Source organism: Mesorhizobium sp. M4A.F.Ca.ET.020.02.1.1 (assembly GCF_004022645.1).
Classification (GTDB): Bacteria; Pseudomonadota; Alphaproteobacteria; order Rhizobiales; family Rhizobiaceae; genus Mesorhizobium.
The window spans coordinates 1-17788 of sequence record NZ_RZOI01000049.1 but is presented as its reverse complement, the minus strand read 5'-3'; the positions used below and the strand labels follow the sequence as shown (position 1 = coordinate 17788).

At 57.9% G+C, this 17788-nt stretch carries 11 protein-coding genes; 7 read left to right on the top strand and 4 right to left on the bottom strand.

From position 1 onward, the window contains the following. Positions 1–243: 243 nt before the first annotated feature. The gene (locus tag EN742_RS05915; RefSeq protein ID WP_128332534.1) at positions 244–993 is read left to right on the top strand and encodes a reverse transcriptase domain-containing protein; all 750 of its coding nucleotides are present in this window, start codon (positions 244–246) and stop codon (positions 991–993) included. Positions 994–1369: 376 nt separating this feature from the next. Beyond that, on the top strand, positions 1370–3730 hold the full coding sequence (locus tag EN742_RS05910) for a hypothetical protein (protein ID WP_128332533.1): 2361 nt from the start codon (positions 1370–1372) through the stop codon (positions 3728–3730). A 244-nt stretch (positions 3731–3974) separates the two neighbouring features. Here the strand turns inward: EN742_RS05910 and EN742_RS05905 are convergent, their stop codons facing one another. Beyond that, the gene (locus EN742_RS05905) at positions 3975–4724 is read right to left on the bottom strand and encodes a hypothetical protein (protein ID WP_128332532.1); all 750 of its coding nucleotides are present in this window, start codon (positions 4722–4724) and stop codon (positions 3975–3977) included. Between the two features lie 240 nt (positions 4725–4964). Here EN742_RS05905 and EN742_RS05900 point away from each other — a divergent pair, with 240 nt between their 5' ends. The 4 genes from EN742_RS05900 to EN742_RS05885 are packed head-to-tail and all read left to right on the top strand — an operon-like array spanning position 4965 to position 12064. After that, positions 4965–7988, top strand: a complete 3024-nt coding sequence (locus tag EN742_RS05900) for a type I restriction endonuclease subunit R (protein WP_128332531.1) — start codon at positions 4965–4967, stop codon at positions 7986–7988. Then, positions 7978–9210: a restriction endonuclease subunit S gene (locus tag EN742_RS05895; RefSeq protein ID WP_210214430.1), complete on the top strand. Its 1233-nt coding sequence runs from the start codon at positions 7978–7980 to the stop codon at positions 9208–9210. Before EN742_RS05900 ends, EN742_RS05895 begins: the two co-directional genes overlap by 11 nt. Continuing rightward, a complete protein-coding gene (locus tag EN742_RS05890; RefSeq protein WP_128332530.1) occupies positions 9207–10436 on the top strand; it encodes an AAA family ATPase in 1230 nt (409 codons plus the stop codon). Before EN742_RS05895 ends, EN742_RS05890 begins: the two co-directional genes overlap by 4 nt. Then, on the top strand, positions 10433–12064 hold the full coding sequence (locus tag EN742_RS05885; protein ID WP_128332529.1) for a type I restriction-modification system subunit M: 1632 nt from the start codon (positions 10433–10435) through the stop codon (positions 12062–12064). Before EN742_RS05890 ends, EN742_RS05885 begins: the two co-directional genes overlap by 4 nt. A 232-nt stretch (positions 12065–12296) precedes the next feature. Here EN742_RS05885 and EN742_RS05880 read toward each other — a convergent pair whose 3' ends face one another. The 3 genes from EN742_RS05880 to EN742_RS05870 all read right to left on the bottom strand — a co-directional run bounded on the left by EN742_RS05880 (position 12297) and on the right by EN742_RS05870 (position 14122). Beyond that, on the bottom strand, positions 12297–13031 hold the full coding sequence (locus tag EN742_RS05880; RefSeq protein ID WP_128332528.1) for a hypothetical protein: 735 nt from the start codon (positions 13029–13031) through the stop codon (positions 12297–12299). A gap of 514 nt (positions 13032–13545) precedes the next feature. Next, positions 13546–13794, bottom strand: coding sequence for a conjugal transfer protein TraD (locus tag EN742_RS05875; protein WP_128332527.1), 249 nt, complete (start codon positions 13792–13794; stop codon positions 13546–13548). Position 13795: 1 nt separating this feature from the next. Continuing rightward, positions 13796–14122, bottom strand: coding sequence for a conjugal transfer protein TraD (locus EN742_RS05870; protein WP_128332526.1), 327 nt, complete (start codon positions 14120–14122; stop codon positions 13796–13798). A 172-nt stretch (positions 14123–14294) separates the two neighbouring features. Here EN742_RS05870 and traA point away from each other — a divergent pair, with 172 nt between their 5' ends. After that, complete coding sequence (gene traA / locus EN742_RS05865) at positions 14295–17342, top strand: Ti-type conjugative transfer relaxase TraA (RefSeq protein ID WP_128332525.1); 3048 nt, start codon at positions 14295–14297, stop codon at positions 17340–17342. The last annotated feature ends 446 nt before the right edge of the window (positions 17343–17788 follow it).

The window sequence follows — 17788 nt, the reverse complement described above, 5'->3', positions numbered from 1 at the left end:
CCTGATGGAAATCCTCCGGGATGACCATGGGACGACACGCTTCGAGGCCCATATGGGTTCTCTCAGTTGACAACTCCTTGCAAATTTGGAGTTGCAGGTTGCCGGTAGCTAGCAATGAGGTTACGAGCATGCGGAAGAAACATCCACGTCTCATAGACCTTGTTTGCAAGTATTTGCCGTCTGCTCTAGTCGCCCTTGAGGTGCTAGAAAAGATTGTTGAGCTTGTAAGCAAGGTCGTCAACTATGCCGGTCCGGTTCGAAAATTTCGATTACTCGTTTAAGCTTGGCGGAAAGCCTGTTTTCAAGCCAAGCGACTTTGGAAGAAAGATCGGCTACGATATCAAGGCCCAGGTCGAAGAAGCTTATCAGTTCGACCCATTCGTTTTTCACTTCCTTCCCGGCGGACACGTCGCCGCACTCCACGCGCATCGTCAGCGCAAGTTTTTCGCTCGCATTGATATAGAGCGGTTCTTTTATGGGATCGGCCGGAGCCGCGTTATGCATGCTCTTCGGGCCATCGGGCTCGCCCGTTCGGAACACTATGCGAAATGGTCAACCGTCAAGAACCCCTATGGCGACCCCAGCTACGCATTGCCGTATGGTTTCGTGCAGTCGCCAATTCTTGCCTCCTTGGCCCTGATGACCTCGCCAGTTGGAAATTATCTCCGAGGCCTGCCCGACGACATCCTAAAATCGGTCTACATGGACGACATCGCGCTGTCCGGTAACGATCTGGACGCGCTGACGGTCGCCTTCAATGGGTTGGTCGCGGTGCTCGCGGACTCAGGATTTCAAATCAATGGAGACAAGACGCGCCCGCCAGCGGCGGCGATGGATGTTTTCAACTGCGATTTGTCGTTCGGAGAAGCTGTCGTGCGGGAGGACAGAAAGATTGAATTTTATGAGATTGATCGTTCTGGCGCGAGCGCTTCGGCATTTGAGCGCTACTGTGCGGCAGTGGAGAACGGCAATGTTGCTGCCGAACCCGCCTAACCCCCCAAAAAATCTCCTAAATTGGTCCCCAAGAATCACCTGCATCAGGAAATTGAAATTCACGTAAAGCGTTGAAAATATTAAACAAATGAAGTATGGTTGGGGTTCTATTTTCGAACTTTCTACAATGCTGCACCAGCCGAATTGCGCGTGTTCGCGAGCGAGGCCGGAACAAGAAAACTGCCATGATGGAATCGGATCACGTCCTCACTGCGGGGTTAAGTCGTAGGAGGTCCGGCGTGGCGCCTTTAGGTTCCACGTCATGCTCGACATTTCTGTAAGACACATGCGCTTTGGTCCTCCCAAGCGACAAGAATCGCGTATGGGCGTGCACTCCTCCACCCACCGTCGCTGACGAACTCCATTGCTTGCCCGCATGACTGAAACTTCGCATACCAGACTGCTTTCCCGCAAAATCTCTGATTACTGCCGCATCCGTCTCGACCCTCTGTTCCCCCCTCAAGAAAGCGCGCGCATCAGAGCGTTTCTGCTCAACCTGATCTCCTGTGCTAAAACACCGCCGCGAAAACTGCGCGGCTATGATTGGCAAGAAATCGGCATCTATTGCGACCTCGACGGTGAAGCGCTTCGATCTGCCCGAACCGCAATCGAACCAGTATTGGACGCGATCGCCCGATACACGAAAACTGCGCCGAAGCGAGCGACCATCGCCGGCCGTCGCAACACTAAACCGCAGCGTCATGAGCGGGAACCTCCGCAGCCGCCGGCAGGGAAGGCGCCAGGTCCAAGTCGTCTAAAAAAGCTCGAGCGGTCGGAGCGAGAGGCTGCAGTAGACAGGCGAAAGACCGGCATAAAACCGCGCGCTATCGAGGAGTTCCCACAACCTCTTTTCGAGGAAGCGCTTGATCCCCCGAGCTTCCAGGCGGCTCTGGCATTCCAGATGCGCCGCCATGGCGACAGCTATTGGCATCTACATCGTGCTGTTGTCCGTGACGACGAGAGTCTCGACCGCTCGACAATTCGTCACTGGCTGCAGGGGTCAAAAGCGCCACGTAGCGTGGCGAGTATGGAGGTGCTAGCTCGGATCGAGCGCCGTTATCGCCTTTCGGCAGGGTATTTTAAAGCGAAACTCCCACTCCAGACGCGCTCCGCCTCCGGCCACATTCTCGATGATATCGGCTCGGCTGAACGCCGTCGGCTTGCCTGGCACTTGCCTGACGACTTCAACACCCGTCGTTCCGAGGAACAGGAGGATATCCTGGAATGGGTTCGGCGCGTGATTATCAGCGGGTCAACTGATTACCGGAAATTCCAGGCGGCCGCGTTGAAACAGCGCTACGCCATCCGTTTTCCGGGTATCACCTATGGCCAGTCGGATGCTGCAAATGATGGCTATAGAATTCAGCGCGATCAAGAGGACAATGATGGGGCCCAGTTCACGGACCCCGACCTGATGTCCGGGGTCATCGACGCTCCGCCTGCGCTTGCAATGGAAATGGCGGATCTGATCCGCTTCAAGACCGCGACGCTTACTGCGTTCGGGCTACAGCGCAACGGTGTTTGGGGCGAAGAGACGGCATCGCAGAAGGTCGAGCATCTCGGTTTGATGTTCGGTGCTTTGGCAGCGCATCCGCGCGGACCCGTACGTGGCTATGGCGTTCCGACGCAGCATGTGACTTTTGGCCTGCTCGTCTTCCCCTCTGTCTGGGACTGGTATGTGCAATGGCGCGAGAGGCGGCGCGGGTTCTACACTGCATGGGAGGTGGACATGCTGCGAATTTCGCTCGCGCTCACCCGCAAGGACACGGGCTGGCTGAGGCAGCAACCTCACCTAGCGTTGCGAATCCGCCCCATCAGCGGGCTAGTTTCACAGACCGACATTGATCGCGCCTGCGGGGATTGGGAAGACGCCTGCGATGTCTACTTCAAGCACGCCTCCTCCCGCGTGAAGGAGATCCAGCGCGTCGCGCGTGTGCATCGTGATCCCTTTGAACCAATCATGCCTGTGTTGGAGGCCGATAGCCCAGTCGGGGAGTATCGAAAGATCACTGAAGAGATTCTCCGGCTCATGCCAGATGAACGCATCCATCGCCGTCCTGCCGCCGAAGCAGTGCGCTCGTTCCTGATGCTTCGGTTCGGGCTGCATCTTGGGTTGCGGCAGAAGAACCTGCGCCAGCTGATGGTCAGTGAGCGTGGGAGACTGCCGAGGTCTGAGCGCCAGCTAGCTGACATGAAGCGAGGTGAACTCCGCTGGAGCGAACGTGAACAGGGCTGGGAGGTGCTCATTCCTTCAGTCGCTTTCAAGAATGCGAACTCATCCTTTTTCGGCAGCAAGCCGTTTCGGCTCGTCCTGCCGAACCTGGGCGGTCTTTACGAGCACATCGAAGCGTATATCGATCGCCACCGCCGAGTGCTGCTTGGAGGAACAGAAGACCCCGGCACCTTCTTCATTAAAACGGTCAAGGCGACCAGCAAGGACGCTGCGTACGATCGAAATACATTCTATGAGGCATGGCGCCTGGTCATCCAGCGATATGGCATCTACAATCCATATACGCATCGCGGCGTGATCGCCGGCCTTCTCCCTCACGGGCCGCACAATGTTCGTGACGTGCTGGCAACGCACATACTGAAACAAACCGGCTCATATGAACAGGCAAGTTACGCGATCCAGGACACACCCGATATGGTGGCGCACCACTACGGTCGTTTCTTGCCCCAAGACACAGCCGCACTCGCCGCACGAATATTGAACCAAGTTTGGCAGGCGGCCTAAAGCATTAGCGCGAAAGACTGATTTCACACTGAACGCGTCCCTTCCGCCGAATGGCCGATTTGGGCCGGGAGCCGGCCGTCAGGCTTCAGCTAGGCTTCACGACAAGCTGCCGTTCAGCGTCTGACCCCATCATCACCGTCCGGATACGATCCGCCGCATCTGGAACCCGCCGTTGGTTGAGGTGCATCTATAGGCAGGAGGCGACCGAAAGTTCACGTGATTGTGAACGGGTCACTCATCGCGGCTAATGCTTGAGCTTGCCCCGTTCGGTCTTCTTGTCCTCCAGCAGATGCTGGCTTCTCAGAGGTTCGTCAGTCCTTAGCTTGGCCAAGAACTTGATGTCAGGACGAGCCGCGGCGGATTCCACCAGCCCAAACTCCTCGTCCTCCCGCCTCCATGCTACAGGCCGCATGAGCTGAGGCAGAAGCGGCTCTGGAAGACGGGGCTCATGATATTCAACGATTAGCTGGACAGCCTGTTGTCGGTCGGAGTGCTCTAAGTCCGACAGGCCCCATTGGAGTTGAGTTACAGCGTCGTGCAGTTCCTGATGATACCTTAAGCCGCGGTCCGCTGAGGTGTTCCGTTCCAGGTTCTCCAGCCGGTCGAGAGCCCGGTTGATCCTGCCGGGAGTTTCGATGCGGCGCTGGCGGGCTACGATATCTTTCGCTTTAATTCCCGCTTCGGACATAAATCTTTCGTTGAACGCCCCCGAGAATGTCCGGGCATCAGCAATGGCTTCGAGCAAGCCGTTTTTGAAGTCGGGGTAAATTGCTATACCTCCGTAAGCAGCCAAAAGCCCGGCACCGATCTTCTTGACAAGCGACCTCGAAATGAGGCTGCCGACTTGAAACACGATCTCGAGTTCGACTTCCATCGGAAACACGGAGCTTGCGATCTCATAGGCAAGCGCCTCCGCCCGAAGACCCCACTCGGCCAGCTCGGCATCCGTTCCGTTCTTGCTCGTATGGAGATAGGCCTGAGCAACGGTAGTCACGATGGCTCCCCCGACGATAATGCCTGATAAGAATATCCCCTAAGGCGATACAGCAGAATCAGCGCCGGGGGAATGTGAGCACCGCTAAAGCCCCAAATCTTCCGAAGTCAGGGCCGGGAACCGGCTGTCCGTTCGCATATCGCATGTGGTGTCTAGCAGCCAATCCTGTCTACAGCTACAAGTGTCGAATCCTCGAAAGGGCCCTATACGGCTTTGTGACGATGGAGTGGCATTCTCACTATGAACACAACTGAAAGCGGCCTCGAGAAGTCACTTGTTATAAAGCTGCAGGATCTGAAATATGAGCATCGCCCAGACATTCGCGACCGCGCCTCGCTAGAACAAAATTTCCGAAAGAGGTTTGAAGAGCTAAATCGCGTTAGCCTCACAGATGCGGAGTTCTCTCGGCTTCTCGACGAGATCGTTACGCCAGATGTCTTCACAGCCGCTCGCATCCTCCGTGAACGTAACAGCTTCACGCGTGATGATGGCACTCCGCTCAACTACACCCTCGTCAACATCAAGGACTGGTGCAAAAACGCTTTTGAAGTTGTCAACCAGCTTCGCGTCAACACGGACAACAGTCACCATCGGTACGACGTCATTCTCATGATCAACGGCGTGCCGGTGGTCCAGATCGAACTAAAAACGCTTGGCATTGGCCCGCGCCGCGCCATGGAGCAGATCGTCGAATACAAGAACGACCCCGGAAATGGCTATACCAAGACCCTTCTGTGCTTTCTTCAGCTATTCATTGTCAGCAACCGCGATCGGACATTCTACTTTGCGAACAACAATGCGCGCCATTTCGCTTTTAATGCCGAGGAGCGCTTCCTGCCGGTCTATGAGTTCGCCGATGTAGACAACACGAAGATTGTCCATCTCGACAATTTTTCCGAGACCTTCCTCGCCAAGTGCACGCTCGGCCAGACCATCAGCCGTTATATGGTTCTGGTCGCAAGCGAGCAAAAGCTCCTGATGATGCGGCCGTATCAGGTCTATGCGGTGAAGGCCATTGTCGACTCCATCACGCAAGACTGCGGCAATGGCTACGTCTGGCATACCACCGGCAGCGGCAAGACGCTGACCTCCTTCAAGGCGTCAACGCTCCTGAAGGACAATCCGGACATCGAGAAGTGCCTCTTCGTCGTAGACCGAAAGGACCTTGATAGGCAGACGCGCGAGGAGTTCAACAAGTTCCAGGAGGGCTGCGTCGAGGAGAACACCAACACCGCTTCCCTCGTTCGTCGCCTCCTTTCGGACGACTACACCGACAAGGTCATCGTCTGCACGATCCAGAAGCTGGGCCTGGCCCTTGACGAAAACAGCAAGCGCAACAAGCAGAAGAAGAAGGACGGCAAGAAGAGTTTCAAGGAACAGCTGGAACCGCTCCGAGATAAGCGCATCGCCTTCATCTTCGACGAATGCCACCGATCGCAGTTCGGCGAGAACCACAAGGCAATCAAGGAATTTTTCCCACAGGCACAGCTCTTCGGTTTCACCGGAACGCCCATCTTCGATCAGAACGCCACCCAGCAGAAGGTCGAGGACACCCAAGCTAGCATGAAGACGACGGAAGACCTCTTCCAGCAGCGCCTTCACACCTACACGATCACCCATGCCATCGAGGACGGAAACGTCCTTCGGTTCCATGTCGATTACTTCAAGCCACAGGGCAAAGCCCTGCCCAAGCCGGGCGAAGCTCCAGCCAAGCGGGCGGTGATTGAGGCGATACTGTCCAAGCATGACGCGGCCACCGGCCAGCGTCGGTTCAACGCTTTGCTTGCCACCTCGTCGATCAATGACGCGATCGAGTATCATGCGCTTTTCAAGACCATGCAGGTCGAGAAGCTGGCCGCCGATCCCGGGTTCCAGCCGCTGAGCATCGTCTGCGTCTTCTCCCCGCCTGCCGAAGGCGATCCTGATGTGAAGCAGATCCAGGAAGACTTGCCGCAGGAGAAGGAAGACAACGCTGTCGAGCCGGAGAAGAAGAAGGAGGCCCTGAAGACCATCCTCGCGGACTACAACGCCCACTACGGCACCAGCCACAAGGTTGGGGAATTCGACCTGTATTATCAGGACGTGCAGAAGCGCATAAAAGACCAGCAGTGGCCCGAAGCCGACCTGCGGAAAGCCTACCCCAATCAGCAGCACCACAAGATCGACATCACGATTGTCGTCGACATGCTGCTGACGGGCTTTGACTCCAAGTTCCTGAACACACTCTACGTCGACAAGAACCTGAAGCATCACGGCTTGATCCAGGCTTTCTCGCGCACGAACCGGGTGCTGAACGCCACCAAACCCTACGGCAACATCCTCGACTTCCGCCAGCAGCAGGCGGCCGTCGATACTGCCATCGCCCTCTTCTCCGGTGAGGCAGCTGCCGAAAAGGCCCGTGAAATCTGGCTGGTGGATAAGGCCCCTGTGGTCATCCAGAAACTGGAAGTCGCAGTGCAGAAGCTCGACGCCTTCATGAAGTCGCAGGGCCTCGACAGCGCCCCCGATGCCGTGCCGAACCTCAAAGGCGACGCCGCCCGCGCAGCGTTCATCGAGCATTTCAAGGAGGTTCAGCGGCTCAAGACCCAGCTTGACCAGTACACAGACTTGACCCCTGAAAATGCCGCAGCGATCGAACAGGTCCTGCCGCGCGACAACCTCCTTGGCTTCCGCGGCGCCTATCTGGAAACAGCCCAGCGCCTCCGTGCTCAGCAGGGCAAGGGCGCGGACAAGCCGACACAGGAAGCGAACCAGCTTGATTTCGAGTTCGTCCTCTTCGCTTCGGCCGTCATCGACTACGACTACATTATGGGCCTGATCGCCCGCTATTCCGAGGCGACCCCCGGCAAGCAGAAGATGAGCCGCGAGGAGCTGATTGGCCTGATCCAATCCGATGCCAAGTTCATGGACGAGCGCGAGGATATCGCCGCCTATATCAACACGCTGAAGGCTGGCGAGGGCTTAAGCGAAAAGGCCATCCGCGACGGCTACGGCCGCTTCAAGGCGGAAAAGAACGCGGCGGAACTGGCGGGCATCGCGGGCAAGCACGGGCTGGCCACAGAGGCGCTGCAAGGCTTTGTCGACACCATCCTGCAACGGATGATCTTTGATGGCGAGGCGCTGACCGACCTGATGGACCCCCTGGGCCTGAATTGGAAGGCGCGGCGGGTGAAAGAGCTGGACCTGATGGCCGACCTGATGCCGCTGCTCCTCAAGCGTGCCGGTGGCCGTGAAATCTCGGGGCTCAGCGCATATGAGCAGTAAGGGGCAATCGTCTGCCAAGACGGGCGGTGCGGCTGCGCTGGTGCCGAAGCTGCGGTTTCCGGAGTTTCGGGAAGCAGCTGGATGGAACAATAAGCGTTTGGCCCCCTTTTTGAGGGATACTAGCGGCCGAGTTCCATCAAACACCACACTGCCGATCTTTAGCTCAACTAGAGAGGGGCTGCGGCGCCAAGACACATATTTCGACGGAAGGGTCCTTCAGAACAATAATGACTATGGCGTGGTGCCGCCCGGTTGCTTCGTTTATCGCCACATGAGCGACGATGGCTCATTCAAGTTCAACATCAATAGTACCGGCGGCGAAATCGCCGTGAGCAAAGAATATCCAGTTTTTGACGTAGTCGGTCTTGATTCCAAGTTTCTGCTCGAATTGCTGAATGAGGGTGAAGAGTTCAAGCGTTTCGCGTTCTCAGAGAAGGCGGGCGGCACCCGAACCAGATTGTATTTCAGTAAGCTTTGCGAGTGGCGCACCCCGCTGCCGACAGTCGCAGAACAACAAAAGATCGCCGACTGTCTGGACACGGTGGACGCGCTGATTGCTGCGCAGGGGCGGAAGGTGGAGGCGCTGAGGGCCCACAAAAAGGGCCTGATGCAGCAGCTTTTCCCCCAGGAACGCGAAACCCAACCACGCCTACGCTTCCCCGAGTTCGAGGGGGCGGGGGAGTGGTCGGTGAAGCCGCTCGGGAGAGTCGGCGAGAACCTCGATAATAAGCGCGTTCCGATAACTTCAGGCGCCCGCGTCGCTGGAAACGTTCCCTACTATGGGGCATCAGGGATCGTTGACTATGTTGAAGGCTATATTTTTGACGAAGATCTCCTTTGCGTCTCGGAGGACGGCGCAAATCTTCTCGCTCGAACCTACCCGATCGCTTTCGCTATTTTTGGAAAGACATGGGTAAACAACCATGCGCACGTCCTTCGATTCAAGCATGGGTTCACTCAGAAGTTTGTCGAGGTCTATCTGAACTCGATCAAACTAGACGACTTCATAACGGGAATGGCCCAGCCAAAGCTCAACAAGGCGAAACTCGAAAGCATTCCGATTCCGCTTCCTAAAGAGCCCGAGCAAAAACGCATCGCCGACTGCCTTACCTCCCTCGATGACCTCATCGCCGCCGAGAGCCGAAAGCTCGACACACTCAAGCTCCACAAGAAGGGGCTGATGCAGCAGCTTTTCCCCATGGTCGCGGAGCATGATGCATGAGCACCTACAAGTACCTGAAGACTCTGGTGGCGAGGCTTCGCGACGATCTGAACAACCCGACGAAGCCACTCTCGCTGGTCCTGATTTACGCCTATAACCGCACCGGCAAGACACGTCTGTCGATGGAGTTCAAGGATGCCGGGAAGCGCAAGACCAAGAAGAACCTGACCGGCACGCCCGACACGCTCTATTTCAACGCCTTCACCGAGGATTTGTTCGTTTGGGAAAACGACCTTGAGGGCGACAGCGTGCGTCGCCTTCAACTGAACGAGAAGTCGTCCTTCTTCAACGCGATGACCGAACTCGCTTTGGACGAAACGATTGCCCGATATCTTTCTCGATACGCAGACTTCGATTTCGATTTCACCTACAAGGAAGTTCCGCAGGGCAAGGATACAGTCTCCAAGCCCGATTTCGTGAGCTTTCGAAAGGGGGATCAGAGCAACATCAAGGTGTCACGGGGCGAACAGAACATCTTCATCTGGTGCATCTTCATGGCCATCTGCGAACGGATGCTGGATGGGCATGAATCCTATCAGGGGAAGAAGTACCTTTATCTCGACGACCCGATCTCGTCGCTGGATGACAACAACGCGATTTCGGTTGCCTGCGACCTGGCCAAACTCCTCCGCCGGGCCGCCCAGCGAAAGAATGCGAACGGTGCGTCCGCCCCGATCAAGGTGATCTTCTCCTCACACCATGCGCTGTTCTTCAACGTCATGTGCAACGAAGTCGGCAGAAAGGTTGATGACGCGCCTTCGGTCGACCATCGGCGCTATTTTCTGCACCGCCCGGGCGGCGATGGCACCTACACGCTCCAGGCAACGGAAGACACGCCCTTCTTTCACCATGTGGCGACGCTCGCCGAATTGCAGCGTGCGGCTGATCCGAAGAAGGGGAAGCTCTACACCTTCCACTTCAACGCGCTGCGCAGTGTCATGGAGAAGACGGCATCTTTCTTCGGGTACCCGAGCATAGCCTTCTGCCTGAAGGCGCTCGACAACGATGAAGACAGAGCACTGTTCAACCGTGCGCTTAACCTTCTGAGCCACGGCGCATATGCCATCCATGAACCGACTGAAATGGGCGAGGATAACAAGGAACTTTTCCGCCGAATCCTGCGCGAATTCATCACCCGCTTTGAGTTCGCCCTGCCGGGATTTGTTCCGGCCCAGCCCGCAGCTCTGGCGCCCGCGCCCGCCCCTGAGGAAGCACCCGCACAATGAACGACCAAAACAAAAAGCAACTGGGCAAAACGCTCTGGAACATCGCCGATACGCTTCGCGGCGCGATGAATGCGGACGATTTCCGCGACTACATGCTGTCGTTCCTCTTCCTGCGCTACCTCTCTGACAATTACGAGATGGCCGCGAAAAAGGAGCTCGGGCGCGACTACCCAGACCCCAACGCGATCGGCAACGGTGGGCGCTCGCCCCTGTCTGTTTGGTACGCGGAGAACCCCGATGATGTCGCGGCTTTTGAAAAGCAGATGCGCCTCAAGGCGCACTACCTAATCAAGCCGGAACACCTCTGGACCAGCATCGCCCATATGGCGCGCACACAGAGCGACGAACTATTGAACACCCTGCAGGCGGGCTTCAAATACATCGAAAACGAGTCGTTCCAGAGCACGTTCGGTGGCCTGTTCTCGGAAATCAATCTTGGTTCTGACAAGCTCGGCCGGACATACGCTGATCGCAACGCCAAACTCTGCGCCATCATCACCGAGATCGCCAAAGGGCTTGCCGACTTCTCCTCGGATGTGGATGCGTTGGGCGACGCCTACGAATATCTGATCGGCCAATTCGCCGCCGGCTCCGGGAAGAAGGCGGGCGAATTCTATACCCCGCAGCAGGTGTCAGACATCCTTTCCGCTATCGTGACGCTCGACAGCCAGGAGCCTGCAACCGGAAAGAAAGAACGGCTCGCCAGCGTACTCGATTTCGCGTGCGGGTCTGGCTCGCTGCTGCTGAATGTGCGCAAGCGCATGGGGCCGCACGGCATCGGCAGAATCTATGGGCAGGAAAAGAACATTACCACCTACAACCTCGCGCGCATGAACATGCTGCTGCACGGCGTAAAAGACACTGAATTCGAAATCTACCACGGCGACACGCTGACAAATGACTGGGACATCCTCCGCGAGTTGAATCCCGCCAAGAAGCCCTCCTTCGATGCCATCGTGGCCAACCCGCCCTTTAGCTTGCGCTGGGAACCGACCGAGGCGATGGGCGACGATGTTCGGTTCAAGAACTACGGACTGGCGCCCAAGTCGGCCGCGGACTTTGCCTTCCTGCTGCACGGTTTCCACTATCTGAAGGATGAGGGTGTGATGGCCATCATCCTCCCGCACGGGGTGCTGTTCAGAGGCGGGGCGGAAGAACGCATTCGAACCAAGCTGCTGAAGGACGGTCACATCGACACAGTCATCGGACTCCCCGCCAACCTGTTCTATTCGACGGGTATCCCAGTCTGCATCCTTGTTCTGAAGAAGTGCAAGAAACCCGACGATGTTCTGTTCATCAACGCGGCCGGACCGGAGCATTATGACAAGGGGAAGCGTCAGAACCAACTTGCAGAGAAGCACATCAACAAGATCGTCGAGACGTACCAGTTCCGGAAGGAGGAGGACCGCTACTCCAAGCGTGTCAGCATAGAGCGCATCGCCCAGGAAGGTTACAACCTCAATATCTCCCGCTACATCAGCACCGCCGAGGAGGAACTCGAAATCGATCTGGTGGCAGCCCATGAAGACTTGGTCGACATCGAGAAGCAAATTCGCGAAGCGACAGCGAAGCACAACACATTCTTGCAGGAGCTTGGTCTTCCACTTTTGCCGCTCTCAGAAGGATGATGCGGCGCTTGCAGTCGGCAGACAAACGGCGCGCCGGGTACGCCTAGAGAAGCATGTGATTTCTACGTCACCTTTCGGTCGCCATCGGCGTTCGCTCGAATGGCGGGAATGCGGGTGCGAAGCGCACCTGTCGTGTTTGGTGCCGGGAACAGACGATCCCGTTTGGAGTTAAGCCTGTCCAAAAGCAGCAGCTGAGCCGCACCTCGATTTCTGTGTGTTTCAACGCTTCCTTCTAGGGAATTATGCCGTCCGTTTCCGATTCGGATCGCTTGGCCCGGTCTCGATAAAAATCCCGCTGGCTAGAGCCATCGAGCGAATAGTGTCGAGAGTTCTTTGGCCGAAAGGTCTCTCGATTGGTGGCCGACGAGATTTCCCAAACGTAGACTTGGTAGCGGTTTCCCGGCCCCTCTGATGGAAATGGATTGCTCCGACGTGAAATCACGTAGTGGGGAAACTCAAAATGCTGATATGCCTCAAAAAGCTTCTTCAGGATCGGAATTCTCAATTCTGCCGTTGGCACTAAAGCAGTTTTGTGGGCGCGATTGACGTCAGTTCTAAGGAGGGCTTTGGTCTGGCTCCCAGGCTCTATTCCCGAGAAAAGCTTATGCTTAAAATAGTTATCCAGATCGGCGCGTGTACCCCCTACAAGAAAGAAACACCGTGCTCTGCTATGATGAGCAAGCATCTCCAGTCGAATTAGATCCCAGAGGATCTTGTCGATGCTCGGTTTCGTTTTTCCGATCCACTTAGACTCGACCGCAATCGCGATATCAGGATAGGGGTCGCAGACAACAAAATCGATCTCCGGACGCCTTCCTGGGCCTTTGGCAAGGTCGGATAAAACAGGATGCAGATACTCGGCCCTTGCACGGCTTCCAGAACGAGCGCTCAAGATTTGCCCAACAGGCTGGCTAAGGTATTTTTCACTGAACAGTTCCGTCCGACCACATGCATGTTCAAACTGCAACCATGATCCAACCCCTTCACAAAGCAGTCTAGCGTAATTCATCACTTAAGACTCTCTCGGTGCGACCGGTCCTCACACGGAGTATCGGAATGAGGTCTCGTCGGGATCTTGCTCGACATCTCCTTCAGAACGCCGCCGAGGCGTCGTGGGCTGCCGGTGAACGGTCCATCCAGTTCAAACCATGTCTGATTTCGGCCCGGGCCGGGCTAACTTTAAGGATGACATTAGGCGCAGAGCTGTTGTCGTTGTCGAAAAAACACAGCCTCGGTTTCCTCTGAGGATGCTGCGCGGAAGCGCCATCAATAGCTACACATCGGGCACGCCCTTCGAGGGCATCGCAGCCCTCTCAGCCGCTAGGATAAGTACGTACTCGTTCTGAATGCTATATGTCGATCTAAAAACACGTCCAACGGCTGGCCTGCCATCAGTGTGAAATACGCATTTCGGATCAAAGCAGTTGGACCGCTGTCACCAACTGGACCGCTTTGCACCGCCTGCCGCTCGCCAACCATAGCTATGTTCGCTGGTCCTTTCGCTCTTCATGCCGTTCTGCATCGAACGCCCGACTTCCCTTTGCGGCCCATAGTGCCCGCGCATGCTCGCCTTCATGGCTCTGCAGCTTGGCGGCGAGCGAGAGGAGCGCGCCGTAGATGGTGGCGCGATCGTCATTTGTCAGCTCAACAATGCCTGCCTTGACGACGAGACCGCCGAGTTCGATCAGGTGTCGGGTGCGCTGGCGTCGCTCGACCTGCCAGTTGCGCATGTCATGCCGAGCCAGAGCCGCTTGCCGGCGATTCTGAGCCACCCGATTGCGCTGGAGCAACACGCAGGTTGCGCGTAGGTGCCGGAGCAGTTCGCCGTGACCTGTTTTCGAAAAACATCACCCCACGCTTGGCCCATGCCTCGCGCTTTGCGGCTTCATTTGTTTCGGCGATGGCAACCAGCGCGCCGGCCAGTTCGTCGGTGCTGAGTTGATCGGCCCCGGTGGCGATCACCAGTTCACCGAGTTGCTGTACCTTCCTCGTTTTGAGCGCGCGCGCCTTTTCTTCCAGCGCCTTCAGCTCCGCGTCGAAGTCACGTGGTTTGCGCATCTTTGTCTCCATCTGACGTCAATGCGGCAATGATAGGGGAGCATCTGCCGGAAGGCTTCAGGGTTGTCGGGACAGCCCGGGACGGGCTGGTCCATCCCGAGAATTTTTCGAGGGAGGGCGCGCTTATACGTCGTGCCGACGTGCGCTTGGACGTGCAAATGATCTGGTCGCGATGGCGATCTATCATCTTCACGTCAAGGTCATTGGCCGAAAGGCAGGCTCCAGCGCCGTGGCGTCTGCGGCCTACCGCTCCGCGTCGCGGCTACGTGACGAGCGCATTGATCGAAGCCATGACTTCTCGGCCAAGCGCGGCGTCGTCCATTCCGAGGTCTTGCTGCCGGAGAAAGCGCCGGATGCCTGGAGCGACCGCGAACGGCTGTGGAACGATGTCGAGGCGTTCGAGGTGAGGAAGGATGCGCAGCTTGCCCGCGAGGTGGAATTTGCCCTCCCACGCGAACTGAGCCAGGCGCAAGGCATCGAACTGGCGCGCGACTTCGTACAAGCCGAGTTTGTCAGCCGAGGTATGGTCGCCGACCTCAATGTGCATTGGGACAGGGCAGAGGACGGCAGTCCCAAACCGCACGCCCATGTCATGCTCGCCATGCGATCCGTGGACGAGAACGGCTTTGGCCCGAAGGTGCGCGACTGGAACGCTACCCAGATGGCCGAGCGCTGGCGCGAGCGATGGGCGGAGCTGGCCAATGAGCGCCTTGCCGAACTCGATATCGACGCCCGCATCGATCATCGCAGTCTGGAAGCACAGGGCATTGCCTTGGAGCCGCAAACCCAGATTGGTGCTCCGGCTCAACGCATTGAGGGCGGCGGCACTGGCGGCGCCGGCATCGAAGCCGATCGCGCCGAACTGCACCGTGAGATCACACGCAACAATGGCGCGCGCATCATTGCCGATCCATCCGTGGCTCTCGATGCAATCACGCATCAGCAGTCGACGTTTACCCGAAAGGATATTGCGAAGTTCGCGCATCGGCACAGCGACGGAATCGAGCAATTCAACGAGGTTGCGCGAGCTATCAGCAACGCGCCCGATCTGATCGAACTCGGCAAGGACGGACGCGGTGAAGACCGATTCACCACCCGGCAAATGATCGAGACTGAACAGCGCCTTCACCGCGCGGCGGAACGCATGGCTGGGGAGGAGAGTCATGCAGTGAATGACAGACATCGCGAGGCGGCACTGGCGCATGCCAGGCAGCGCAGTCTAGTTCTGACAGGTGAGCAGAACGATGCGCTGGATCACATCACCGATGGGCATGGCCTTGGTGTCGTTGTCGGTTTTGCCGGCACCGGCAAGAGCGCCATGCTGGGCGTCGCGCGGCAGGCATGGGGAGCAGCGGGTTATGAAGTTCGCGGCTCGGCACTCTCCGGTATCGCGGCCGAGAATCTCGAAAGCGGTTCCGGCATCCCGTCTCGAACCATCGCCAGCATGGAGCACAGCTGGGCACAGGGCCGCGATCTGCTCACTGCGCGTGATGTTCTGGTGATCGACGAGGCCGGCATGGTCGGCACCCGCCAGTTGGAGCGCGTGCTCTCCCATGCGGCGGACGCTGGCGCGAAAGTCGTGCTTGTCGGCGATCCCCAACAATTGCAGGCGATCGAAGCCGGCGCCGCATTCCGTTCAATCCATGAACGCTACGGCGGCGTCGAAATCGGCCAGGTGCGCCGGCAGCGCGAGGACTGGCAGCGTGACGCGACGCGCGATCTGGCAACCGGCAGGATCGCCGCTGCGATTGGTGCCTATGACGCACAAGGCATGGTGCACCAGGCAGTGACGCGGGACAAGGCGCGCAGCGCTCTTGTCGAACGCTGGGATCGCGACAGGCAGGCAGAACCAGAGGTGAGCCGGATCATTCTCACCCACACGAACGATGAAGTGCGTGCGCTCAACCAGGCGGCGCGCGAGCGTATGCGCGCTGCTGGAGATCTCAGCGACGAGGTTCACGTCGACGTTGAACGCGGTGCAAGAAACTTCGCAAGCGGGGACCGGGTCATGTTCCTGCGCAACGAGCGCGGGCTTGGCGTCAAGAACGGCACGCTCGGCGCAATTGAAGCGGTCAGCGACCAAAAGATGACGGTTCAAACCGACGACGGCAGGTCGGTGCACTTTGACCTGAAAGACTATGCCCACATCGACCACGGTTATGCCGCCACCATTCACAAGGCCCAGGGCTTGACGGTTGACCGCACGCACGTGCTGGCGACGCCAGGCATGGATGCGCATGGCAGCTACGTTGCCCTGTCGCGACATCGCGACAGGATGGAGTTGCATTACGGCAGCGACGACTTCGCGACCCGCGAACGCCTCGTCCGGACGCTCTCACGCGACCGCGCCAAGGACATGGCGTCGGATTACGACCAGATTGATCCGGCGCAAACGTATGCCGAACGGCGTGGCATCACCTTCCGACAGCGCCTGGTCGAGATGGTGCGCCGGATCGTTCCTGAGAAGCTTCGCGACAGGATCGGCGAGCTGCTCCATGGGTTGCGCTCGCCCGCAGACGCGGAGCCCGGGCAAGACCGTAGGTACCAGCCGGGAAGGGGAGACGTTGGAGGGCAAAACGGTGATGCCGGCCCCACGCCTGGAAGAGAAGGTTCCGCCAGGGGATCACAGCGCGAAACGGATTTGCCGGTGGACCCGGAAGCCGCGTTGCGCAGCGCTCGCACGAAGGCGCTTGTGCGTCACGCGCGCGCGCTCGACGCTGTTATCCGCACCGGAAATGCGGACGGACAGGGGACTCCTCAGCAGATGCGGGAATTGAGAGAGGCGCGCGACGCTTTCGAGAAGGTTCGGCCTCATGGCTGGCGCGATGCCGAAGCGGCCTATATCAAGAATCCGGAGCTAGTTCGCGAAGCGGGGACCGGTCGCGTCAATCGCATCGTGCTCGCTCTCCAACTTGAAACCGAAATTCGTACCGGACCGGAAGCCGATCCGGCCCGCCGGGCCGGCCGTTTCGTAGAGCGCTGGCAGAAGCTCGACGGGACAAGCCAGGACCAATACCAGGCGGGCGACATGGCCAGCTACAAGTCAACGCGCTCGGTCATGTCCGACATGGCCAAGAGCCTCGAACGCGATCCGCAGCTTGAATCCCTGCTTGCCAATCACAAGAAGGCGCTTGGCATTCAGGTCGAATCCGGCCGCCGTCTGGGTTTGGAACTCGCGCTCAACCACGGCATTGGCAGGGGGCGCGGTATAGGAATCTAGACTTAACACGAAATGGCTGCCAGAGCCGCATCGGCCTTCGAAATATACGGCCAAGCTGAGAAACAGCGCGGCAAAGTGCTAGAAATGGAAACGCAGCCGCGGAGCTTCCCCACTATCAATTTCGCTCTTGGCGATTTCAAAGGGCCAGTCACCAACCGCTTTGCACCCCCCTTCCAAATCCGATCTAGAGGGCAGGCTGTATGTGCAATTCGCATCTGATTGTCCGCGGCAGAGCCGATGATACCTTGAAATCGGCGAGAGCCGCCTGAGGCCGGCCGATATTCCGGCCCCTCTCGCGCCAAAAGATCGTTGAGGTCATGGTTGCTACTCCCCACCCGTAACAACCATGAACCACAGCGCCGTCCGGAGCGCTATATCTTGACCTAGCCGGCCAGCACCCTACCAGCTGCAATCCAGACGCCGATTGCGACGCCCGTCGCCAGACC